Annotated in this window: 18 protein-coding genes; 5 read left to right on the top strand and 13 right to left on the bottom strand. The window is 40.5% G+C overall.

What is annotated here, in order from left to right:
* Positions 1 to 139 precede the first annotated feature (139 nt).
* From ABES02_RS12580 to ABES02_RS12550, 7 genes are all read right to left on the bottom strand, one after another.
* The gene (locus tag ABES02_RS12580; protein WP_430135040.1) at positions 140 to 1,234 is read right to left on the bottom strand and encodes a CaiB/BaiF CoA transferase family protein; all 1,095 of its coding nucleotides are present in this window, start codon (positions 1,232 to 1,234) and stop codon (positions 140 to 142) included.
* Between the two features lie 14 nt (positions 1,235 to 1,248).
* On the bottom strand, positions 1,249 to 2,823 hold the full coding sequence (locus tag ABES02_RS12575) for a fatty acid--CoA ligase (RefSeq protein WP_430135038.1): 1,575 nt from the start codon (positions 2,821 to 2,823) through the stop codon (positions 1,249 to 1,251).
* 87 nt (positions 2,824 to 2,910) lie between these two features.
* Entirely contained in the window at positions 2,911 to 4,068 is a 1,158-nt protein-coding gene (locus tag ABES02_RS12570; protein ID WP_430135035.1) for a thiolase family protein, read from the bottom strand.
* A gap of 18 nt (positions 4,069 to 4,086) precedes the next feature.
* Positions 4,087 to 5,232, bottom strand: coding sequence for an acyl-CoA dehydrogenase family protein (locus tag ABES02_RS12565; protein WP_430135032.1), 1,146 nt, complete (start codon positions 5,230 to 5,232; stop codon positions 4,087 to 4,089).
* A gap of 38 nt (positions 5,233 to 5,270) precedes the next feature.
* Positions 5,271 to 6,794, bottom strand: coding sequence for an acyl-CoA synthetase (locus ABES02_RS12560; RefSeq protein WP_430135030.1), 1,524 nt, complete (start codon positions 6,792 to 6,794; stop codon positions 5,271 to 5,273).
* A gap of 154 nt (positions 6,795 to 6,948) precedes the next feature.
* The gene (locus ABES02_RS12555) at positions 6,949 to 8,694 is read right to left on the bottom strand and encodes a sigma 54-interacting transcriptional regulator (RefSeq protein ID WP_430135028.1); all 1,746 of its coding nucleotides are present in this window, start codon (positions 8,692 to 8,694) and stop codon (positions 6,949 to 6,951) included.
* Positions 8,695 to 8,902: 208 nt separating this feature from the next.
* Positions 8,903 to 9,670, bottom strand: a complete 768-nt coding sequence (locus ABES02_RS12550; protein ID WP_430135026.1) for a 3-hydroxyacyl-CoA dehydrogenase — start codon at positions 9,668 to 9,670, stop codon at positions 8,903 to 8,905.
* A 205-nt stretch (positions 9,671 to 9,875) separates the two neighbouring features.
* On the opposite strand from ABES02_RS12550, the gene ABES02_RS12545 reads away from it, so the two are divergent.
* Together ABES02_RS12545 and ABES02_RS12540 are read left to right on the top strand one after the other, a co-directional pair.
* Complete coding sequence (locus ABES02_RS12545) at positions 9,876 to 10,832, top strand: D-2-hydroxyacid dehydrogenase (protein WP_430135024.1); 957 nt, start codon at positions 9,876 to 9,878, stop codon at positions 10,830 to 10,832.
* Between the two features lie 15 nt (positions 10,833 to 10,847).
* The gene (locus ABES02_RS12540) at positions 10,848 to 11,786 is read left to right on the top strand and encodes a glycerophosphodiester phosphodiesterase (RefSeq protein WP_430135021.1); all 939 of its coding nucleotides are present in this window, start codon (positions 10,848 to 10,850) and stop codon (positions 11,784 to 11,786) included.
* A gap of 54 nt (positions 11,787 to 11,840) precedes the next feature.
* Here the strand turns inward: ABES02_RS12540 and ABES02_RS12535 are convergent, their stop codons facing one another.
* The 3 genes from ABES02_RS12535 to ABES02_RS12525 all read right to left on the bottom strand — a co-directional run bounded on the left by ABES02_RS12535 (position 11,841) and on the right by ABES02_RS12525 (position 17,212).
* Complete coding sequence (locus ABES02_RS12535; protein WP_430135018.1) at positions 11,841 to 13,070, bottom strand: RtcB family protein; 1,230 nt, start codon at positions 13,068 to 13,070, stop codon at positions 11,841 to 11,843.
* Positions 13,071 to 13,158: 88 nt separating this feature from the next.
* Positions 13,159 to 13,599 carry a hypothetical protein gene (locus tag ABES02_RS12530; RefSeq protein WP_430135016.1) on the bottom strand — a complete coding sequence of 147 codons (441 nt, stop codon included), beginning with the start codon at positions 13,597 to 13,599 and terminating at the stop codon, positions 13,159 to 13,161.
* Between the two features lie 856 nt (positions 13,600 to 14,455).
* Positions 14,456 to 17,212, bottom strand: a complete 2,757-nt coding sequence (locus tag ABES02_RS12525) for a dynamin family protein (protein ID WP_430135014.1) — start codon at positions 17,210 to 17,212, stop codon at positions 14,456 to 14,458.
* Positions 17,213 to 17,455: 243 nt separating this feature from the next.
* Between ABES02_RS12525 and ABES02_RS12520 the strand changes: the two genes are divergently transcribed.
* Positions 17,456 to 17,965: a hypothetical protein gene (locus ABES02_RS12520; protein WP_430135012.1), complete on the top strand. Its 510-nt coding sequence runs from the start codon at positions 17,456 to 17,458 to the stop codon at positions 17,963 to 17,965.
* Between the two features lie 13 nt (positions 17,966 to 17,978).
* Positions 17,979 to 18,236: a zinc ribbon domain-containing protein gene (locus ABES02_RS12515; RefSeq protein WP_430135009.1), complete on the top strand. Its 258-nt coding sequence runs from the start codon at positions 17,979 to 17,981 to the stop codon at positions 18,234 to 18,236.
* A gap of 45 nt (positions 18,237 to 18,281) precedes the next feature.
* On the opposite strand, the gene ABES02_RS12510 is transcribed toward ABES02_RS12515, so the two are convergent.
* The 3 genes from ABES02_RS12510 to ABES02_RS12500 all read right to left on the bottom strand — a co-directional run bounded on the left by ABES02_RS12510 (position 18,282) and on the right by ABES02_RS12500 (position 20,590).
* On the bottom strand, positions 18,282 to 19,004 hold the full coding sequence (locus tag ABES02_RS12510) for an amino acid ABC transporter ATP-binding protein (RefSeq protein ID WP_430135007.1): 723 nt from the start codon (positions 19,002 to 19,004) through the stop codon (positions 18,282 to 18,284).
* A complete protein-coding gene (locus tag ABES02_RS12505) occupies positions 19,001 to 19,657 on the bottom strand; it encodes an amino acid ABC transporter permease (RefSeq protein ID WP_430135004.1) in 657 nt (218 codons plus the stop codon). The genes ABES02_RS12510 and ABES02_RS12505 overlap by 4 nt, the downstream gene beginning before the upstream one ends.
* 120 nt (positions 19,658 to 19,777) lie before the next feature.
* The gene (locus tag ABES02_RS12500; RefSeq protein WP_430135001.1) at positions 19,778 to 20,590 is read right to left on the bottom strand and encodes a basic amino acid ABC transporter substrate-binding protein; all 813 of its coding nucleotides are present in this window, start codon (positions 20,588 to 20,590) and stop codon (positions 19,778 to 19,780) included.
* 285 nt (positions 20,591 to 20,875) lie between these two features.
* Here ABES02_RS12500 and ABES02_RS12495 point away from each other — a divergent pair, with 285 nt between their 5' ends.
* Positions 20,876 to 21,871 (top strand): NADPH:quinone oxidoreductase family protein, encoded by a 996-nt coding sequence (locus ABES02_RS12495; protein ID WP_430134999.1) that lies wholly within the window; start codon positions 20,876 to 20,878, stop codon positions 21,869 to 21,871.
* The last annotated feature ends 59 nt before the right edge of the window (positions 21,872 to 21,930 follow it).

The raw sequence follows: 21,930 nt of genomic DNA, 5'->3' as shown, positions 1-21,930 counted from the left end.
AGTATTAAAACTTTGTTTGATTTCTTCATCTTACGCACTCACAGTGACCGTTAGCCTTCTTTTTTCCCCTTCACGGGCACTGTAGAAAAAACCGCAAAAAAGAGACTATCGATTTCTTATCGATAGCCTTCAATCCCATTTATATTAAAATACTATTTAAAATTTCATCTTTGTGTTCGCCAACTCTAGGCGGACCTGCCATTTGTTCCTGCGAAATGTCACTGTGCATTTTTACTTGGCAGTCCCCCCAAGAAGAAGTAAAAATGAGCTCCCTCTCTTTGAAATATGGATTTTCCACTAGCTCCCTTATTTCCAGCACAGGTGCCATACAGCAGTCTACTTTTTGGGAAAACTCGATCCACTCGTAGAATGGCTTACTTTTAAAAATAGCTTTAACTTCTTGATATACAGGGTTTGACTCGTCCGTTTTTGAAAAATGAGCCCGGATCCAATCTCCCCTGCCATGAGCGAGACAAAAATTCTCCCAAAACTTTGGCTCCAGTGCCCCCATACTCATATAGCGGCCGTCCCTCGTTTCATATAAAGCGTACGAGATGGTGCTTCCATTTAAAACGGAAATGCCCGTGCCCTCTCCTGTTTCTTTTTCAACCATGACATGATTACCTAGTAAGGAAACTAGTTGGTCGGTAATCGCAATAGAATGATAGCTTCCTTTGCCAGTCAAAAAACGAGAAACCAGCCCAGCCAAAATCCGTTCATTGGCCGCGAACCCTCCTAAATAATCAGCAAATGTAATCGTAGGATGAACCGGCCGTCCCTGTTTATCTTTGAACTGCGCGAGCACACCACTTAACGCCATATAGTTAATATCATGGTTGCCAAGCCCGCTCAGCATCCCCTTTTGACCATAGCCCGATATAGAACAGTAAACGATATCCGGCTTCACTTTTTTAACATCCTCATACCCGAGCCCAAGCTTTCCCATTACCCCAGGCCTAAAGCTTTCAATGACAACATCGGCATTGGCAATCAATTTTAAAGCGGTCTCCAGTCCGTCTTTTTCCTTCAAGTTTAGGGTGATGCTTTTCTTTTGCCGATTATTGGCTTGAAAAACTATCCCATCTCCCTGTTTGGAAATCCCGGTGTGACGTGCGGGGTCACCACCGGGCGGTTCTACTTTAATAATATCCGCACCCAAATCAGCTAATCGTAATGTCGCGAAGGGCCCTGGCAGATAGTTGGTAAAATCAATTACTTTAATTCCTTGCAGCATATTCAAATTCCTTTCTACGAATTCGTTGACCCAGGAGCAAATAGCTCTTCCAATTGTTTGCGAAGAATAAACTTTTGGATTTTCCCACTGGCATTTCGCGGCAGTGCCTCACAGAATATATATTTACGAGGCCGTTTATAGTTTGCGAGTTTATCGCTAGTTTTGCAGAATTCATCTAATTCTTGTTCCGTTACATTCGGGTCCTTTTTTACAACAAAAGCAGTAACCGTTTCACCCCAGCGGTCGTCCGGTTGACCGACAATCGCTACATCTAGAACACCAGGATGGGCATGTAAAACATCTTCTACTTCACGTGGATAAATGTTTTCACCACCGCTGATAATCATATCGTCGACACGGTCGTTTACAAAAAGGTAGCCTTCATCATCGAGATAGCCAATATCCCCTGAATGATACCAACCCTTATACATTGCTTTCTCAGTTGTTTCTTCTCGATTGTAATAACCAATCATCATACTTGGGCCTTTAACAATGATTTCACCTGTTTCTCCAGCTGGGACAACATCATCTGGGTCAGATGGCCCGTCCTCTCTCGTCCGGACAATCCGGATATCGTGACTTAGGGCGGCCTGACCCGCAGATCCCGCCTTTCTCAATTGGTCGGTTTCTGACAGGAAGGTGATCGCTGGACCCATTTCTGTCATACCATAAGCCTGAACTAAAGAGATTGCTAATCGATCATGCAGGCCATGAACAAGTGATGGCGCCATCGGGGCTGCACCATATAACCCAAGCTTCAAACTTGATAGATTGTACTTACTTAAGTCCTCCTGAAGTAGCATATTCCACATCGTTGGAGCCGCAAAAAGCTTTGTTATTTTTTCTTGTTCCATAAGTTGAAGGATCTTTGGAGGATTGAATTGGTGAAGAACGACATTTTTTGCGCCTACATGTACTCTTGGAAGGAAGTTGCAATGAAGTTCGGCGCAATGAAACATTGGTGCTGTCACGAGGCCAACATCATTTGGCTCAAGTTTGCAGGATGCAATACAAAGGACGCTTTGCTCAATCATATTGCGGTGACTATGCATAACACCTTTAGGTCTTCCGGTTGTCCCGCTTGTATAGATAAATGCATACAGGTCATTTTCATTCACTTCACTTTGAACGTCCTCTCCTTTGGAGGAAGACAATTTCTCTTGATAACTAGACGCATAAGATGGCATTTCTTCATCAATAAACCAGAAAGAAATTTTATCAAAGCGCTTTTCGATTGCGGATATGACAGGCTCCAGGGCTTTTTCAAACAGAACAACCTTAGGAGCAGCATCAGATAAAATATAGGCCACTTCTTCGGGCATTAGCCGGAAATTGATCGGGTTGAAAACAGCACCGATTTTCGCACAAGCAAAAAAGGCGGTTCCTAATTCTTCGGTATTAAACATGAACGTGGAAACACGGTCTCCTTTTTTTACACCTTCATTTAAAAGGGCATTGGCAAGGCGGTTGACTTGTTCGCTCCATTCTAGATATGTGTAGCGGACATTTTTTCTTACATCATAAATCGCTTCCTTGTTTGGGAACTTTTTTACCGTTAAATCGAAGACTTTTCCTATTGTAATGCTCATTCAATCGCCTCCACCAGTAAATTTTGGAGGCAATCGGCGAGGCCGACTGCCTTTTTTGACTTTTATTTGCGAATCCAAAATCACGAATTAATCCAATCGTTCAATAATCGTCGCATTCGCCATCCCATGGCCTTCGCACATCGTTTGTAGACCATAGCGGCCACCACTTCTCTCTAACTCATGCATCATTGTTACCATTAAACGAGCACCGCTTCCTCCTAAGGGATGACCAAGAGCAATCGCTCCGCCGTTTGGATTAAGTTTCTTTGGATCTGCACCAGTGTCCTTCAACCAGGCGAGCGGAACTGGAGCAAACGCTTCATTCACTTCAAATACATCAATATCATCAATGGATAAACCAGCCTTTTCTAATGCTTTTTGTGTCGCCGGGATAGGTCCTGTCAGCATTAATGTCGGATCAGAGCCAACAACCACGCGGGTATGAACACGGAAACGCGGTTTAAGACCAAGTTGTTCCGCTTTTTCACGAGACATTAGCAATACCGCAGCAGCCCCGTCACTAATTTGGCTGGAATTCCCGGCATGAATCACTCCATCTTCTTTAAAGGAAGTTTTGAGTCCTGCCAATGCTTCAAGGGAGCTTCCTTTTCGAGGGCCTGAATCATCTTTGATGACAGCCGTAGTTCCATCCGGAAGCGTTACTTCTAATGGGAATATTTCTCTAGCAAAATAGCCTTCTTCCTGGGCCTTTAATGCTTTTTGATGACTTTCAAGCGAAAACTGATCGAGTTCCTCACGGGTAAAACCATAGTTTTCGGCTATCCGCTCGGCAGATAATCCCTGATGGATCATTTCATATTTGGACCTTAAATTTGGGCTAAAAGGCTCTTCGGCACCTTTATAGTTCGAGCCCATTGGGACACGGGACATGCTTTCGACACCGCCGGCAATCACGACATCCATATCACCTGCTAGAATAGCTTGCGCGGCAAAGTGTACCGCCTGTTGGCTCGAGCCGCATTGGCGGTCGATCGTGGTGCCTGGCACCTCAATTGGAAAGCCGGCAATAAGAGCAGCGACTCTAGCAATATCTCCTGCCTGTTCGCCCGATTGGGTAACGCAGCCCAAAATAACATCCTCAATAATGGCTGGGTCAATACCAGCACGGTTCACCAACTCTTTTAGTGTTAATCCTGCCAGGTCATCAGGACGGATATCCTTTAATAATCCATTTCTTCTTCCCACCGGAGTACGGACACCTTCAACAATTACTACTTCACGCATAACGATCATCCTCTCTTTCTATAATCCTAGATTTTTTGCAACGATTGTTTTCATAATTTCATTTGTGCCGGCGTAGATGCTTGCGACCTGAATATCACGGAATCGTCTCGCAATCTCGTATTCTTCCATGTAACCATAGCCTCCATGGAGCTGCATGCATTCCGAGGCAATTTTCTTAGCGGTTTCCGTCAACTTCCATTTCGCCATCGACACCTTGGTCACAATGTTTTGCCCCTCAATATGCTCCGCGATTAACTGGTCTAAAAAGGAGCGGCCCATTTGTACATCTGCAGCCATTTCAACGATTTTAAATTGCGTATTTTGGAACTGGCTGATTCGTTTTCCAAATGCTTCTCTGCTTTTTACATAATCAATGGTCGTCTTTAGCATGACTTCCGCTGCCGTTTGTGCGCCAATCGCAGTAAGCAGCCTCTCTTGCTGGAGTTTCTCCATTAAATATAGGAACCCCTTGCCCTCCACTCCAAGCAAGTTTTCCTTCGGTACACGGCAGTCCTCAAAGATTAATTCCGCAGTATCCTGGGAGTGCAGACCGACTTTGTTCAGCTTTCTGCCTCTTGAAAAACCTGGAGTGTCCCGCTCAATGACCAATAGTGAAACCCCTTTATGTTTCGGAACAGCATGAAGGTCTGTCTTAACAGCGACAATAATAAGGTCTGATTGGATTCCATTTGTGATAAACGTTTTTTGTCCATTGACAATATAATGGTCACCGTCAAGTTTCGCCGTTGTTTTGATATTCGCGAGGTCAGAGCCCGTACCTGGCTCCGTCATCGCAATCGCGGTAATGATTTCACCGGTGACACATTTCGGAAGCCAGCGCTGCTTTTGCTCGTCTGTTCCATATGCAGTAATGTAAGGCACTACAATATCATTGTGCAAACCAATCCCTACCAAACCAGTACCGACCCGTTCTAATTCCTCATTGATCACAACAGCAAATCCCCAGTCGACCTCACTTCCCCCATATTTCTCGTCAATATCAGGGCATAGAAAACCCTGCTCGCCCATTTTCCTCCAGAAGGAGCGGGGTATCATCCTGTCCTCCTCCCACTGCTCATAAAAGGGATATGCTTCTTTTTCCAAAAACTTTCGCAACGATGCCCGAAAAATTTCATGATCCTCGTTTAAATATGGATGTTTCATTGAAAAAACTCCTTTCTTTGTATGAAAACGCTTCCGTTTTAAACGTTAATTTGATTCATCTTTTGACGCAGCTGATATTTTAATATTTTCCCTGACGCATTGCGCGGCAGCTGCTCTTCAATAAAAATTCTTCTTGGAACCTTATAGCCCGCGAGCTTTTGACGACAGAAGCTTCGTAATTCCTGTTCATCCAACACTGCCCCCTCTTTCGGGACAATGACCGCGCATACGGCTTCCCCCCAGACCTCATCCGGCAGGCCAATAATGGCCGCTTCGAGAATGGCAGGATGTTCATATAGGACGCTTTCTACCTCAACAGAGTAAACATTTTCCCCGCCGGAGATAATCATGTCTTTTTTTCGGTCAACTAACGTGATGTAGCCTTCCTCATCAATCGTTGCTAAATCACCTGTATAAAGCCATCCCCCCCTTAAAGTACTCTTTGTTTCCTCTGGTTTTTTATAATATTCTTTCATGACCATCGGACTGCGAAGGATAAATTCTCCTATCACACCTGGCAGCACATCCATACCTTCCTCATTCACGACCCGTGTTTCCGTCATGAAAATCGCTTTTCCGCCTTTGCCAAGATGCTGCTTATGCCCCTCAGGGTCTAGGAGAATGCCGCCTGGCCCTCCCTCCGTTAAGCCGCATAGATTGTAAAACTGATCGGTTTTAAAAAGCTCCATACTTTTTTTGACGAGCTCCGGTGCCATTGGGGCCGCACCGTATCCAACTCTCTTAATAGAGGTCAAATTATATTCTGCTGCATTAGGCACCTGGAGAAGAAATGTATACATAGCTGGAACCGCAAACAGGTGGGTTATCTTATGTTCTTGGATCGCTTGCAGGGTTTTAACTGGGTGAAAATCACGATGGATAATATGTGTTGCGCCAAGAGCTACGCCTGAGATAAGGAAAAGATTCAACTGGGCTGAGTGGAATAATGGTGCTAGGTGGAGAATTCGTTCATGCTGCCGCAGCCCCATATTGATAGAAACGGAAATGCCAACCTTAAAAATCTGGCTATGATCAAAAAGAGCTCCCTTTGGGCGCCCTGTTGTCCCAGAGGTATACAATATTTCTAAATCATCCTTTTCGGAAACTTCTATTTCTGGCTCATGCTTGTTCTCTGATAGTACTTTTTCATAGGAATTGAAGCCTACCGTTTCAGGTTCTCCTACCGAAATCACAGACCGGACAACCGTTCCTTGTTTTGCTTCAGAAATAATATTTTCAAACTCTTTGTCACACACCACAAAACTTGAGTCCGATTGCTCTAAAATGTAATGAACCTCTGATTCGGTCAGCCGAAAGTTAACGGGAACGGCAATAGCGCCGAGTTTTGCAGCAGCAAAAAAGGTAAAGACAAAGTGGTCTGAATTTTTCATCATCAATACCAGTTTGTCACCTTTTTTTAATCCTAGGGAAAGTAAACCATGTGCAAGCCTATTTACTTCCTCATTAAATTGGCGATAGGTATAGCTTCTTCCCTCGCACTCAATCGCTAATAATTCGGGAAACTTGCGGGCACTTTGGGATAAAAGGCTTCCAATCTTCATCTGGTCAAACCTCCTTTAAAAATATATATCCATTTTTAAATATGCAATTTATGTGCCAATATTCAGAAAATGGATATAGAGGTTCATTGTGCAATTTATATGTTTACCGTACACACATAAAAAACAATCTAGTGTCCAATTAATGGACACTGTATCAAGTAGGCAGTTTATACTTCTTTATTTTTTCATATAATCCTGAGCGGCTGATTCCTAGTAATCTAGCAGCCTGAACCTTATTTCCTTGCACTTGAATCAGTGCTTTTTTAATAGCTTCGAGTTCAGCAGTTTCGACCATGGACACCTTTTGAGCAGGCTCCGATTTATTGGCCTGCTTCAATAAATAATCAGGAAGATCCTCGTATTTGATTTTTCCGCTTTCCGCAAAAGTCATCGCCCTCTCCATTACATTCCGTAATTCCCGGACATTCCCCGGCCAATCGTAACCAAGCAGAGATTCTCTTGCCATTTCCTCAATTCCAGTAATACTTGTGCCGAGTATTTGATTGAATTCCACCATAAACTTCCCGATTAAAAAATCAGTATCATAAAGACGGTTACGAAGCGGTGGAACATTTAACGAAATGACATTGAGACGGTAATATAAATCTTCCCTAAAAAGTCCCTCTTTGACCATTTCCTCCAAATTCCGATTAGTCGCCGCGATAATTCTGACGTCCACTTGAATTCTTACCGTTCCCCCCACCCGGTAGAATTCCCTCTCTTGAAGGACTCGCAAGAGCTTTGCTTGCAAGGTTAAAGACATATCACCAATCTCATCAAGAAAAAGGGTTCCTCCATTGGCCAAATCGAACTTGCCAATTTTTCCTTTTAGCTTAGCCCCGGTAAAGGCCCCTTCTTCATAGCCAAAAAACTCTGATTCTAGCAAATCCTCTGGGATGGCCGCACAGTTAACGACAACAAACTTGCCGGTACTCCTGGCACTGCTGTTATGTATGGCGTGAGCAAACAGCTCTTTTCCGGTTCCGCTCTCACCACGGATTAGAACCGTTGACCGGCCTTTCGCCGCTTTTACCGCACTTTTTTTCAGCTTCTCCATATAAGGATCCATACTTTTGATATGCTCCCAGGTAAACCTGGCTGATTCCGACTTCTGATACTGCTGATGATAAAAGTTTGCTTTATTTTCCGCTTTCTGCAGTTTTTTGAATAGTTCACTTACTTCATTTAACTGCCTGAATACCACTTTTCCAATGGCGCCGATGACTTTACCATCTTCAAGAATAGGTATGCGATGAACGATATATTTAATACCCTTCATTTCTAAAAAGCCACTTACCTCGGCTGTCTCCGATTCATACACTTGATCTAATTGCAATTGCGGCAAAACTTTTGAAGACGGTTGGTACAATACCTGCTCTAAAGGTAGATTGAATAATTCAAGAAGGGGAGGACTAACCATCTGGATGTCCTTCTTTTCATCGGTCATCACAATTCCGTCAAAGGCGTGGTCAAGGGCTGTCTCTAACGTTCTCTTTAAGTTTTTAATCGTTTGTAATTCTTGGGAGGTTTGGAGCAGAGACATGATCATATCCGTTTTGGTTAGGATACCGACTACACGGTATTCATCATCCACGACCACGCCAGTTCCGACTTTGCTGTTTTTTACAATCTCTTCAACTTTTTCGTATGGCGTATCAACCGAAACAGTCTCAACCTGCTCTTTTATGTATTTTTTAATAGGTGTGGATAGAGGAAGTTCTGCTAAAACCATGTGTAATAAACTGCTTCTCGTAAAAATTCCCATTAATTTTCTAGATTGGTCTGTTACAGGCAGCAGGTTCCACTTCTTCCTGTCTATTAAATCGACCGCTTCTTTCAGCGTTGTTCCCTCTGTTACTACACAATCAACAGGCGTAATAATATCTTTAAATTGGAGCATCTCCTCACTCCTCACTTCTTCACATACCTTTATTGTATCAAAAATGAGAGATATTTTTGAATATTTTAACAATACTAAATTTTTATTTGAAACCTTTATCCTTCTTTATTAACAAGTAATCCTCTAATGCTTCAAATATACTGAATCTTTTTTTCAGTAGCCGATGACATATTAAAGGGAAGGCATTCGTGCCTTCCCATTTTTGTGATTATTTCGGCTGCATTCTAATTGCTCCATCAAGACGAATGGTTTCACCATTTAACATTGAGTTTTCGATAATGCTTTGGACAAGCTGTGCATATTCACCTGGATAGCCAAGCCTTGGAGGAAACGGAACCATTTTTCCAAGGGAATCCCTGGCTTCTTGTGGCAGTGTATCAAACATTGGGGTGTGGAAAAGACCAGGAGCAATGGTCATGACGCGAATACCGTATCGGGCTAACTCTCTTGCAATTGGCAGTGTCATTCCAACAATTCCGCCTTTTGAAGCACTATAGGCTGCCTGACCGATTTGTCCATCAAAAGCCGCTACAGAGGCAGTATTAATAATCACACCTCTTTCATTTTGGTCATTCACTATATTTGTTACCATTTTCTCGGCAGCGAGGCGAATCACATTAAAAGTTCCTACTAAATTTACATTTATTACTCTCGAAAAAAGTGATAGGTTATGTGCCCCATTCCGGCCAATTACTTTCTCAGCAATGCCAATTCCGGCACAGTTTACAACAGCATTTACAGACCCCATAAAATCAGCTGCTTTGTTGAGGGCTTCTTGAATATCCTCTTCTTTGGTTACATCAGTTTTTAAAAATAATACAGACTCACCTAATTCTTCTTGAAGACGGCGCCCATGTTCTTCTGATTGGTCAAAGATGACTGCCTTTCCTCCCTTTTCTATGATTTTACGGATAGTGGCTTCACCCAGTCCAGATGCTCCTCCTGTCACAATTGCACGGCATTCTTGTATATTCATAATCTATCCCTCCAAAAAATTACTATATATTTAATTTGCAAGTATTGTGCCAAGAAAAAAGAATAGAAAACTAGGCATTCCAATACCTTCCTGTATTTCAACTGGACACTTTAAGAGTAAAAGTGACCAATTATTGTACATCTTTTAGTATAAAAAGCTGTTATCATAAATGTAGATAATACTATCTGAATGGAGGAAATTCGTAATGCGCAAATTAGTCGTTACCCATAATCTTGAACAAGAACTGGTTGAACAAATTAAAGAGACTATTCCCGAATGGGAACTGATTGTTGGCAAGGATAAAGAAGTTTGGCAAGGGCATGTAAAGGATGCAGAAATCATTGCCGGCTGGAAGAAGGGGTTAGAAGAGTATTGTCTTGCTCCAAATTCCCGTTTAAATTGGCTGCAATCATGGAGTGCAGGCGTCAATTCCTTTCCACTTGCTGAACTTGAATCTAGGAATATTCAATTAACAAGTGCAAATGGCGTGCATGCTTTTCCGATTTCCGAAACGATTTTTGCATTAATGCTTGGATTAACAAGAAAAATCCATACATATGTAAAAAATCAACAAACGAAAACATGGCATCATGCTAATATGAATTTGGAATTACACGAAAAGACCGTTGGAATTATTGGCGTTGGTGCAATTGGTAAAGAAACAGCTAAAATTGCCAAAGCATTCGGGATGAAGGTACTTGGTATCAGGCACTCAGGGAAATCCGAAGAGTTTGTTGATGAAATGTACACCCCAGATCAGTTAGATGTAATCCTTCCGAATTGTGATTATGTGGTGGTTACCTTGCCTCTAACCAAAGAGACCAAACAGTTATTTGGTGCCAAGCAATTTAAGGAAATGAAATCTTCGGCCTTTTTCATTAATATCGGCCGTGGTGAAATTGTTGTTGAAACCGACCTAATTGAAGCACTTAGAGAAGGTACCATTGCTGGAGCGGGGCTTGATGTATTTGAAAAAGAACCATTAATTCCTGATAGTCCTTTATGGGAGATGGAAAATGTGATCATCACTCCTCACACTTCAGGCTCAACAGAGCATTACAACAAGAGGGTGGTAGAAAATATTTTGATTCCTAACCTTAAAGACTATCTAATGGGTAAAGCACCATCCATAAATCTTGTTGATTACTCAAAAGGATATTAACAAAGGAGCTTTTTCATGCAGCAAGTAACCATTGAAAAAACACCAAAAAAGAAACGCATGTTAGAAGCACTTAAATGGGTAATTCCTACCCTGCTTATTTTTTTATTGGCAGTTAATTTTCTACATGTTGGCACCATCAAAGAGAAAAGCTTTTTCAAAAATAACCGTCCGTTGGTGATTGCCCATCAAGGCGGCGAGCTGCTTGCCCCTTCTAATACAATGGCGGCGTTTAAGAATGCTGCCAACATCGGGGTGGATGTTCTTGAAACAGACCTCCATATTACAAAGGATGGATATTTGGTAGCGATCCACGACCCAACAGTGGACAGGACAACCAATGGACATGGAAAAGTGGCCGATATGACCCTGGAAGAAATTCAAAAGCTTGATGCCGGATATCATTTTAAAGATTTGCAAGGTCAATATAGTTACCGCGGAAAGGGTGTCTATATCCCGACTGCCGAAGAAATGTTCCAAACTTTTGGCAATATGCGAATCGAGATGGAGATTAAAGACGATAATCCGCCTGAACGATATGATGAAATGGCCTCCAAGCTTTGGAGTCTGATAAAAAAATATCACATGGAAGATAAAATTTTGGTTGCCTCCTTTGATCAAGAAATTCTAAATACCTTCAATAAATATGCAAAGGGCAGGGTTGCTACCTCAGCGGGTAAACAAGAAGTGAAAAGCTTTGTGATTTTCCATAAATTCTTTTTACGCAACCTTTATCAGCCCCATGTTGATGCATTTCAGATCCCAGTAGCAGACAGCGGATTTGATTTAACCGATAAAAAGTTGATTTACGGAGCGCATCGCCGTGGAATGCAAATGCATTATTGGACGATTGATGATCCGAAGGAAATGAAGAGATTACTTGATGCAGGTGCCGACGGGATTTTGACGAATCGGCCGGATTTGCTGTTAAAAATAGTAAATGAACTTATTAATTAGGTCCCTGTCATAAAAGGGCACCTCCACTGTGTGAGGTACCCTTTTTGACAGACTCTATGACTTTTTATATCTACCAGCATCATATTTTTCGCTGGCTTTAAAGTTATAAACAGGTTTAATAAAGCTCGCAATCTCAACTGTTTCTTCCACTTTTTCTAAGATTTCATTCATCGATTTGTAAGCCATTGGAGCCTCATCCAAAGTTTCTTCAGAAACAGATGTTGTCCAGATACCCTTCATAGTATTTTGGAAATCATCCATATTAAGAGTATTCATTGCTTTAGTTCGACTTAAGACCCGACCAGCCCCATGTGGTGCAGAGTAATTCCATTCCTCATTACCTTTGCCCACAGCCAAAATTGAACCATCTCTCATATTAATTGGAATAATGAGGCGTTCCCCCCTTTGCGCAGAAACAGCCCCTTTACGTAAAATCAGGTTTTCTGTATCAATATAATTATGCACGGTATCGAAACGGTCTTGCTCCTCAAACTCCATATATTCCGTTATGGCACTGGCAATTTCTTCACGGTTTGCCTTTGCAAACGCTTGGGCCAATTTCATGTCGTGAATATAATGATCAAAATCCTCGCCTTCCAAATAAGCTAAGTCATTGGGAATGAAAGGATTCTTTTCCTTGTAGTTCTGAATGGCAGCTTGAATTTCTTTTTGGCGCCCTTCAGCCTTTAATTTATCAATCATCTCCATTAAGTCATGGTTCCTGAGTTTAGAGATGGCTACTTTTTGATAATAGGCGGCAATCCTTGCCCCCACATATCGGCTTCCAGTATGAATCGTTAAATAGTGATAGCCATCAGTGTCGACAGAAACCTCGATAAAATGGTTGCCACCGCCTAGAGTTCCTAAGCTATAACGGCTTTTATTCTGGCTTAGGATGTGCTTAGCTTTAAACTCCTCCGTAGATGGAAAGTTCGTGTTAATAAACTGGGCCGTTTCATCGGAATGAATCTCCATCCCACTTGGCACATAGTTGCGGATGACCTGATCAAGTTTATTAAAATCAACCTTTTTATCCTGAAGCTTTACGGTTAAGACGCCACAGCCGACGTCGACTCCTACTAGATTCGGGACGACTTTATCCTTTAACTGAATGGTTGTTCCAATCACGCAGCCCTTTCCAGCATGATAGTCCGGCATAATACTAATCTTTGAATCCTTTAAAAAAGCTTGATTACACAACTCTTGAATCTGCTCAAGCGCCGTCTCCTGAGGATAGTTGGAGAATACCTTCGCTTCTGTTTGCGACCCGGTTATTTTAATCACGAGTTTTCCCTCCTTTTGTAAAATAGATTAAGAATAGGCTATCATGGGCAATCCGTTCAAGCAATGAATTTTTCATAACTAAACTATATTACGTGCACGAAACAAAATACCAGTGTTTATTCAATTTTTTAATTTCTACGATATTCGCCTGAACATCTCCATTGGTTGGTTCCGAACCATCTGGGGAATAAACATAACCTGCAAAATTATCAAGAATCCCCCTTACTGTAAAAAAGAGTAATTTATCACCCATCTTCATTACTTCATTTCCGTCGGAAAGGTTTTTGGATACTGGAAATAGATCACTGTTCTCATCTGAAGCCTTAATTTCCCCTTTTAAGATTTGACCAGCAACTTTTTCGCGTTCATCAAGCTTAAGTGAAAACTCTACATGTTGGAATAATGGTGAAAAGGGCCGCTCAATAACTAGGAAAAGTAACACTGCACTTAGAAGTAAAGGAAGTAGACTATTGATCTTGGTCGCTTTATATTTTTTGAAAATATGAATGATCGAAATTATGAAAAGCACAATGCCACCAATAAATAAAGCCAACATTAAAGGAAAAATGATAAAAACTCCAACTAAAAAATTAAAAACATAATTATTCAATATCTCGGTAAGAATGGATAAAATGATCAAAAATATAAGTGTATAAATTATCCAGTTATTCCTTGTAATTCTTAAAATTTTTATAATTGCTCCTCCATTATTAATAAGTAATACACTCCTAAAGTATCCTTAGTATTATTTTAATCCAACATCTATTATTCGCTGTCAAATGTTATTCTCCTCTTCTCTTAATTTCAATGAGTCACATAGGAGATTATAGGTTGGAAAAAATATTTCATTAGTAACTAAAAACATGTAATAAGTAATTGAAGTTAGGTGGATTACCAATTAATATCCAGCAAATGTCGTAAGTTTCTTAATTTATGTTGTAAGCCTCCGAAATTATGTCGTAAGTTCCGAAAAATATGTAATAAGTTACAGAAGTTTGTTGATATTTCCAATTAATATCCAGCAAATGTCGTAAGTTTCTTAATTTATGTAATAAGTCTCCGAAATTATGTCGTAAGTTCCGAAAAATATGTAATAAGTTACAGAAGTTCGCTGATATTTCCAATTAATATCCAGCAAATGTCGTAAGTTTCTTAATTTATGTTGTAAGTCTTCGAAATTATGTCGTAAGTTCCGAAAAATATGTAATAAGTTACAGAAGTTCGCTGATATTTCCAATTAATATCCAGTAAATGTCGTAAGTTTTTTAATCTATGTTGTAAGTCTCCGAAATTATGTCGTAAGTTCCGAAAAAAATGTTATAAGTAACTAAAATTTGGATAAAAAAGAAGATGCCCCAACGGAACATCCTCCATTTTCATAATTATTAATAGATCGTTTGCATGCCCTTCCCCGCCACTGTCATCCATTCGAACTGACGAAGCCTTACTTCAAATAGGGTTAAAGGATCGCGGAACATTTCCGGATTCTCATTCATTTTATTTAGCATCTCTTGGTTTTTCTCTATTTCTGTGCGCGCTTCATCAACAGATCGATTTAATATAGCTTTTGGACCTTTGAAAAATATAGTGACATCCCGCTCGAGAGATTTTTCAAACAGCTCAAATGGCTGGAAGAATTGCTTATTAACAGCTGAAATAGCTTCAGAATAATCCTCATTTTCAATAAAGGACTTGTATTTATTGAAAAGCATCGTTTTGTTCTGTGATAGTGCCCCAAATAGCTTCCCTGCACTTTTTAATAAAAATTGCGAAGGCGTCCGACGCAGCAGGATATTGACAGTTTCGAGCTGGAACCTTGTTGTCATCCGATCGGTATCACGACGCCAATCATCGAGCACCCTAAAATCACAAGCTAACTCCATTCGTTCTTCTCCATACATCTGATTGAAGCCATCTCTCATCTCAACCAAAAATTCTTGGCTTTCGTTAAACTCTCCATGAGAGCGTTCAATCCATTCTTGAAGTTTGCTGTAATATTTCGGCATCACCTTTTGCTCCAAATAATCTTGAAGTCTTTTGTTCATCTCATCATTGAGATCAAGGTGAATTTTGCTAAAATCACTGTCTTCCGTAATGAAAGAAGAGCACTCCTGAAGCATCCTCGGCACGGCAACCGCAATATCCGTCTCAATGGATTCCTTAATTGCCCGGTAAGACTTCATAACTGCTTTTGCTCTTTGTACTTCGGTATCGCTTAGCTGATTTACTGCCCCATTTAGCTTCATCAGCATATCTTCATTCCATCGAACAGATTCGATTAACTGATTTTCAACATCGATTCGTTTTTGTAGCAGACTAGAAATTGTTGTCCGGATAAAATACAACAACTTAGCAAGGCGTTTATCCGCTAGATTTCTTGTATTTTTGATGGATTGAATAAACCCTTTTAGTTCATTCAACTGCTGATTTCGTTCATATTTTGTTGAAAAGGCAAACACTTTAGCGTCTGGTAAATAAGAATTAACCATCGCTTTTATATCATCATATATCTTAAGTGCTTCCTGCTCATTATCAATCGTCTCCATTTTGCTAATCAAGAAATGAACCGGAATATCAGGCGCAATCTCTTGTATTTGTCCAAGCGCTGTCCACTCTTTATCCGCAAACGAGGCATTGGCATCTACCACGAATAGAATTGTGTCGGCAACCTGAAGGTTCTTAAGCACCTCATAGCGATCATAATGGAGCGAACCAGTAAGCCCAGGCGTATCCAAAAACGCAACCTTATTTTCCTCTAAAAATGACATTGGACTCTTCAATTCTATTATCGATTCTAATGCATTTCGTTTACGATCCATTTTTTCCTGGAATTCCTCTAGACCAGATAGATTGCTAATTTCCCTGTCGGTGATTTCTGAGATGGTTAATTCCTCTGCAGCTTTGAACATGACAACAGACGATGTTGGGCCAACTTGTAATTCGTCGCCAAGAATCGTGTTAATAAATGAAGATTTCCCGCTGCCCTTAAACCCGGCAACAAGAATATGCTGAGTTTGAAAATCCACCAACTGACCGGCAAGCCATTTTACTCGGTTATTCGCACCCATCTCATGGGTATAAGCCCATTTTAAAATAGAATCAAAAAGTGACAGGCATTCTTCAAGTTCATCCATGTCGGATTCCGTTATGCTGATCAGGTTTTCAGCCTCACTAACGATCGACTGACTGATGCTTGCTGGAAAAAGCTCATTCCAGGAGAGAACGGATGCTGCAGCCAATACAGTATTGGCTTTGTCTGCCAACCGCAGCCAATTCGTTAAAAGATCCGGGATAAGTTCTTGTAGTGTTTTAATAAAATACCTTCCATCAATAAAGCTAAAATATGCTTCTTTATGATGTTTAGAAAGCTCGTCATAATCATCATTCCGATTTAACTCTAGATTAAGTAACAAGTGGTTTATTTCTCTTAACCAAGAAAAATAGGATTCTTCACTTCGATAGCTATTCCATAGCGAAGAAACAAGCTGCTCGAAGCCCTTCTTATCCAAGTTAAACAGAACGATTAACGCTTGTGAAAAATAGCTAGGAGCGAAGTTTTTCGTCACACCTTTTTCCACATAATTATGTAGAACTTCAAACCATTCCAACGTTTCTGTCCGTTTTGCTTCATTCACGGCCAACTCAATGGCATTATTCCAGTCATGCTGCTCCTCAAAAAATGCGCGGGCGATTTCTGTTACGTTTGGATAGTCAGGGTTAGAATTGATGGTCTTTTTAATAATTGCTATAGCCGCTTCCAGTTTTCCTCGTTCGATATAAAGCGAAAATAATTGTAAGGCTACCTCAGTTGTTAACGTAAGATCATCGGTTTCAATACCACTGTAAATATCTTCGGCAGTTGATAGCATTCCGAGCTCATAGTAAGCATCGGCAGTATTTTTCTTTGCCCACTGTTCAAGCTCATTGGCGATGTTTCCCCATTTAAAAATCGCTGTTTCAAAATCCTTATGGTGAAAATAGACTTCTCCCTGCGCAAAGCGGATATGCGATAAATCAGGCATATCTTTTTGGGCTTCTTCTTGAAACGCTTCACCAAGGACGCGAATAGGATGGATATTTTCATGCTCATTGATGAACATTTCATAATATTTCTTTTGCTTCAATTGCTTCTCTAACGTCATTTCTTTCCCTCCAATGGCAACCACTCTATGTCATTCATATGGTAAAGAGGCATATTTATTCCTCATACGATTCGAATAAAGGTTAGAATTTAAGTCCCAATTGTTACAATTCTATCAAAGGAATTTTGTAATAAGATGTCAATTGTATTTCAGTTTGGCAACAAACCTTCTAAAGTGACCTTTCTTCCTTTTTTATTCCTCAGAACGTATAATGAGGACAAAGAATTAAAGGAGAAATCTTCCGTGGAAAAGGAACAAGCCCTCTTTATCGCAAATTGTATGGAGAATGCAAATTCTACTAATTACGAGCTAATAAAATTAGAAACGGTGTCAGGCACCCTTCCGAAATTTCACCAGTGGACGAACGGAAAGAAAACGTTAGCGGCTTATGATGTAAGAAGACCAAGCACCGACACTGGCTATTATTTTGTCTTTATTGATTGGCATCGAAATGATATTTATTATTTGGTAATTTACGCACATGATAAATCAACAACGGTAGCAGAGCTGCGTCAGGTACAAGAAATAGACGGCTCCCCCCACATTGTTTGGAGGTACCAGCCTTTTAAACGGGACGGAAAAAACGATCAGCGGAAAGCCTATTTCAAGCAAATGTTTGGCTCAACAACGGTACAAATCAAACTGCCTGCGTCTGCAAATGAAGTAGATGAATTTTATACCCAATTATTCAAGTTATGCCAAAACAGGATAAAAGCTGATCGCATTGTTGACGTATTTGATGTTGAAAAATAAAGGAGTTTTTCTAATGGCGGCATATAAAAACTGTCAAGGCTGCGGAATGCCTATGGCAAAGGATGAGCAAGGCGGCGGGACGGAAAAGAGCGGTGCAAAAAGCACCAAATATTGCAGCCATTGCTATATGAATGGCGAATTTACATTACCGAATATTACAGTAGAAGAAATGAAGGGAAGAGTAAAACAAAAAATCGTCGAATTCGGCATGCCTAAATTCATTGCTGTGATGTTTACGAGAAATATCCATAAGCTTGAAAGATGGAATTAATATTTTTAACAAAACGAAAAGGAGGCTTCTTCAGCCTCCAATTTTTTATAACACTTTACTTAGAAACGCCTTCGTACGATCTTCTTTAGGATTTTCAAATAATTCCTTCGGAAGGTTTTCTTCGACAATGACACCGCCGTCCATAAAAATGACGCGGTCACCTACTTCCTTCGCAAAGCCCATTTCATGCGTTACCACTACCATGGTCATACCTTCTTTAGCAAGCTGCTTCATTACCTCTAGTACCTCGCCGACCATTTCTGGGTCGAGTGCCGAGGTTGGCTCGTCAAAAAGCATGATTTTTGGCTCCATTGCAAGCGCTCGTGCAATGGCCACACGCTGCTTCTGCCCGCCAGATAATGAATCCGGATAAGCCTCTGCTTTTTCCTCTAAGCCTACTTTTCTTAAAAGCTCTAAACCTTTTGCTTTTGCCTTTTCTGCTGGCACATTTCTTACCTTCATTGGTGCAAGCATAATATTTTGGATGACGGTTTTGTGAGGAAACAGGTTAAATTGCTGAAAAACCATCCCTACCTCAGTCCGTACCTTATTAATATCTGTTTTTTTGTCAGTTAAATCGATTCCCTCTATATAGACATGCCCTCCCGTAATCGTCTCTAACATATTGAGACAACGGAGAAACGTTGATTTCCCTGAACCTGAAGGTCCGATAACTACAACTACTTCTTGAGGTTTGACGGTAACATTGATATCCTTGAGGACTTCATTACTTCCAAAAGACTTTTTTAATTTCTCTACTTTTATCATTCTGTTGCCAATCTCCTTTCAAGACGCGTTAACAGGAAGCTTAGGGAAAGTGTTAACACTAGATATATAATTGCCGCGGTTACATACGGCTCCCAGACTCGAAAATATTGGCCCTGCATCGCTTTTCCCCAATACATTAGCTCCGGAGCGGCAACAATTGATGCCAGCGATGACTCTTTGATCAAGACAACAAATTCATTTCCTAGCGGAGGAATCATTCGTTTAATTGCCTGAGGCAGGATAACATGTCGCATAGCTTGTACATGATTCATCCCGAGTGAGCGTGCTGCCTCCATTTGCCCTCGATCAATCGATTGGATACCAGCGCGGAAAATTTCAGCGATGTAGGCTGCGGCATTTAACGAAAGTGTTACAATGGCAGCAATAACCGCATTTGTTTCCCCAAGAAAAAGAGGTACAACAGCAAAATGGATTAATAAAATTTGCACGAGTAAAGGTGTACCTCTAAAAAATGTAATGTACACTCTAAACGGTAATGAAAGCAGCTTATTTTGCATCATTTTTCCTAAGCCTATTAATAAGCCTAGTACAGTTCCAATTATTATACTTGCAATTGAAAGACCTATCGTTAATAACGTCCCTTTTAGAAAAAACGGAGCGTATTCGGCTAAAATATCCCATCTAATATCCATTTAACATCCCCCTGCCTGTTTTCTGCATGGTACTAATGAAGTAAAGTTTCAGCAATATAACCAAAAATTGCGTAACTGCCAGTTTAAGTGAGTTACGCAATTTCTTTTTACATTTGATTCTTATTCTTTTGGTATTTTGGTTAAATCAGGTTCTACTTTAAACCACTTTTTGTAAATTTTTGTATATTCACCATTCTCCATTAGAGTATTAATCGCTTTATCTAAATCAGCTTTTAGCTTACTTCCCTTAGGGAGCATAAGCCCATAAAATTCCTGAGCAAAGGCAGTTGAATCTTCAATAACAACAAAATTATCATTTGGATTGTTTTTTACGTATTGTTCAATAACTGTGTTATCAGCTACGACTGCATCTGCACCGCCGCTTTTTAGTTCTTGGATTGCAAGATTGTTATTTTCAAATTTTTTGATTTTCTCATTATTTTTACCAAGAAGGCCTTCAACAGCTTCCTGTCCAGTTGTTGCATTTTGAACAGCAACTTTTTTATTATTTTTTAAATCAGCACCGCTCTTGATATCGCTGCCTTTTGGCACGAGAATCTTGTTTGTAGATAAGAAGTATGGTCTTGTAAAATCATATGTTTGCTTTCTTTCATCGTTAATGGTAATCGCTGACATACCGATATCAGCCGTTTTCTTGTCTAATTCCACGAATAAAGGATCCCAGCCTACATTCTCAATCTTAATTTTAATTCCCGCTTCTTTTGCAACAGCATTCGTGAAATCAACATCAAATCCGACTACTTTCCCCTTATCCAAGTATTCAAATGGAGCATAGGCTGCGTCTGTTACAACCTTTAGCGTTTTCTCATCGCCGCCTCCATTGCCTCCAGTTGTTTTACTTGTCCCACAAGCAGAGAGAATAAAAACAAAAGCAGCTACTAACACTGTCGAAATAAATTTAAATTTCTTCATCTTTTGACCTCCTAAATATTTTTTTATAAAAATAATATTATCAAAAATTAATAATATTTTGAATAAAAATAATTATAACTTTTTATGTTTTTTTATTCAATATTTTAATTTTTTACTATACTAATAGGGTAAAGCATTATCTTACTCATAAATATTCTAAAAAAAGTAATCTAAACCATCTTGCTCTTCCTATGTCACGAACCTCCCGTAAATCTGTCACAACCCTGTCATTGATTCAATCGATATGTTTTAATATATTTAAATAATTGGAATTAAGGGGGAATTATGTTGAATCAGCCATTTAAAGCATTGGTAGTAAAAAAATCTGAAAGTGAATTTACTGTGAAAGTACAGGAATTAAAGATTGACGCCCTGCCACAAGGTGAGGTACTTATCAAAGTCAATTTTTCCAGCGTGAACTATAAGGATGGATTAGCGGCTAGCCCTAATGGGAAAATTGTCAGGTCCTACCCCTTCATCCCCGGTATCGACTTGGCTGGTACTGTGGTTAGCTCGAATGATTCACGCTTTAATGAAGGCGACGAAGTCATTGCCACTAGCTATGAGATTGGTGTCTCCCATTACGGCGGTTTTAGCGAGTATGCCCGAATCCCTGCTGATTGGGTCGTACCATTACCTGATGGCCTAACCTTAAAAGAAGCGATGGTTTACGGAACTGCTGGATTTACGGCGGCATTGTCGGTGCAGCGCTTAGAAGAAAACGGCTTAACACCTGAAAAAGGGAAAGTTCTTGTGACAGGTGCTACCGGTGGAGTTGGCAGCATGGCTGTCGCGATCCTTTCAAAACGCGGCTATCATGTTGTCGCCAGTACTGGGAAAGGCTCTGAGCATGGCTATTTAACCGAAATTGGTGCTCAAGAAATTCTTTCTCGCGAAGAGGTTGCCGGGGAAAAAATAAAAGCATTAGATAAGCAATTATGGGCAGCCGCGGTTGATCCTGTTGGCGGTCGAACATTGGCCTCCGTTCTTAGTAAAACAGCTTATAACGGTTCTGTAGCCGTCAGTGGCCTTACAGGGGGCGGCGATGTGCCAACGACAGTTTTCCCATTCATTTTAAGAGGCATTAATCTACTTGGAATTGATTCCGTTTATTGTCCGATGGAAACACGAATCGCATTGTGGCAGCGAATGGCGACGGACTTTAAACCAGATCATTTAATGAACGTGATAAATGCCGAAGTATCGCTCGACGAATTGCCAGAATACCTCTCCTCCATTCTTAAAGGGAACATCCGGGGAAGGACGATTGTTAAATTATAGGCTCTGTTAAACGATATTGTTGTTTTTTATACTTTGTTGATTGGAGCGGAAGGCGCTCG

Origin of the sequence: Neobacillus pocheonensis (assembly GCF_050477905.1) — a bacterium.
Classification (GTDB): domain Bacteria; phylum Bacillota; class Bacilli; order Bacillales; family Cytobacillaceae; genus Neobacillus; species Neobacillus pocheonensis_A.
Note: the sequence above shows the minus strand (reverse complement) of the source record. Positions and strands in the feature narration are given on the sequence as shown.

Excerpts from the sequence above, each read along its gene's own strand:
- ABES02_RS12575 (WP_430135038.1), bottom strand. The coding sequence starts at position 2,823 with ATGAGCATTACAATAGGAAAAGTCTTCGATTTAACGGTAAAAAAGTTC.
- ABES02_RS12540 (WP_430135021.1), top strand. The coding sequence starts at position 10,848 with ATGCAGCAAGTAACCATTGAAAAAACACCAAAAAAGAAACGCATGTTA.
- ABES02_RS12495 (WP_430134999.1), top strand. The coding sequence starts at position 20,876 with ATGTTGAATCAGCCATTTAAAGCATTGGTAGTAAAAAAATCTGAAAGT.
- ABES02_RS12565 (WP_430135032.1), bottom strand. The coding sequence starts at position 5,232 with ATGAAACATCCATATTTAAACGAGGATCATGAAATTTTTCGGGCATCG.
- ABES02_RS12570 (WP_430135035.1), bottom strand. The coding sequence starts at position 4,068 with ATGCGTGAAGTAGTAATTGTTGAAGGTGTCCGTACTCCGGTGGGAAGA.
- ABES02_RS12500 (WP_430135001.1), bottom strand. The coding sequence starts at position 20,590 with ATGAAGAAATTTAAATTTATTTCGACAGTGTTAGTAGCTGCTTTTGTT.
- ABES02_RS12515 (WP_430135009.1), top strand. The coding sequence starts at position 17,979 with ATGGCGGCATATAAAAACTGTCAAGGCTGCGGAATGCCTATGGCAAAG.
- ABES02_RS12550 (WP_430135026.1), bottom strand. The coding sequence starts at position 9,670 with ATGAATATACAAGAATGCCGTGCAATTGTGACAGGAGGAGCATCTGGA.
- ABES02_RS12510 (WP_430135007.1), bottom strand. The coding sequence starts at position 19,004 with ATGATAAAAGTAGAGAAATTAAAAAAGTCTTTTGGAAGTAATGAAGTC.
- ABES02_RS12560 (WP_430135030.1), bottom strand. The coding sequence starts at position 6,794 with ATGAAGATTGGAAGCCTTTTATCCCAAAGTGCCCGCAAGTTTCCCGAA.
- ABES02_RS12505 (WP_430135004.1), bottom strand. The coding sequence starts at position 19,657 with ATGGATATTAGATGGGATATTTTAGCCGAATACGCTCCGTTTTTTCTA.
- ABES02_RS12555 (WP_430135028.1), bottom strand. The coding sequence starts at position 8,694 with ATGCTCCAATTTAAAGATATTATTACGCCTGTTGATTGTGTAGTAACA.
- ABES02_RS12525 (WP_430135014.1), bottom strand. The coding sequence starts at position 17,212 with ATGACGTTAGAGAAGCAATTGAAGCAAAAGAAATATTATGAAATGTTC.
- ABES02_RS12545 (WP_430135024.1), top strand. The coding sequence starts at position 9,876 with ATGCGCAAATTAGTCGTTACCCATAATCTTGAACAAGAACTGGTTGAA.
- ABES02_RS12580 (WP_430135040.1), bottom strand. The coding sequence starts at position 1,234 with ATGCTGCAAGGAATTAAAGTAATTGATTTTACCAACTATCTGCCAGGG.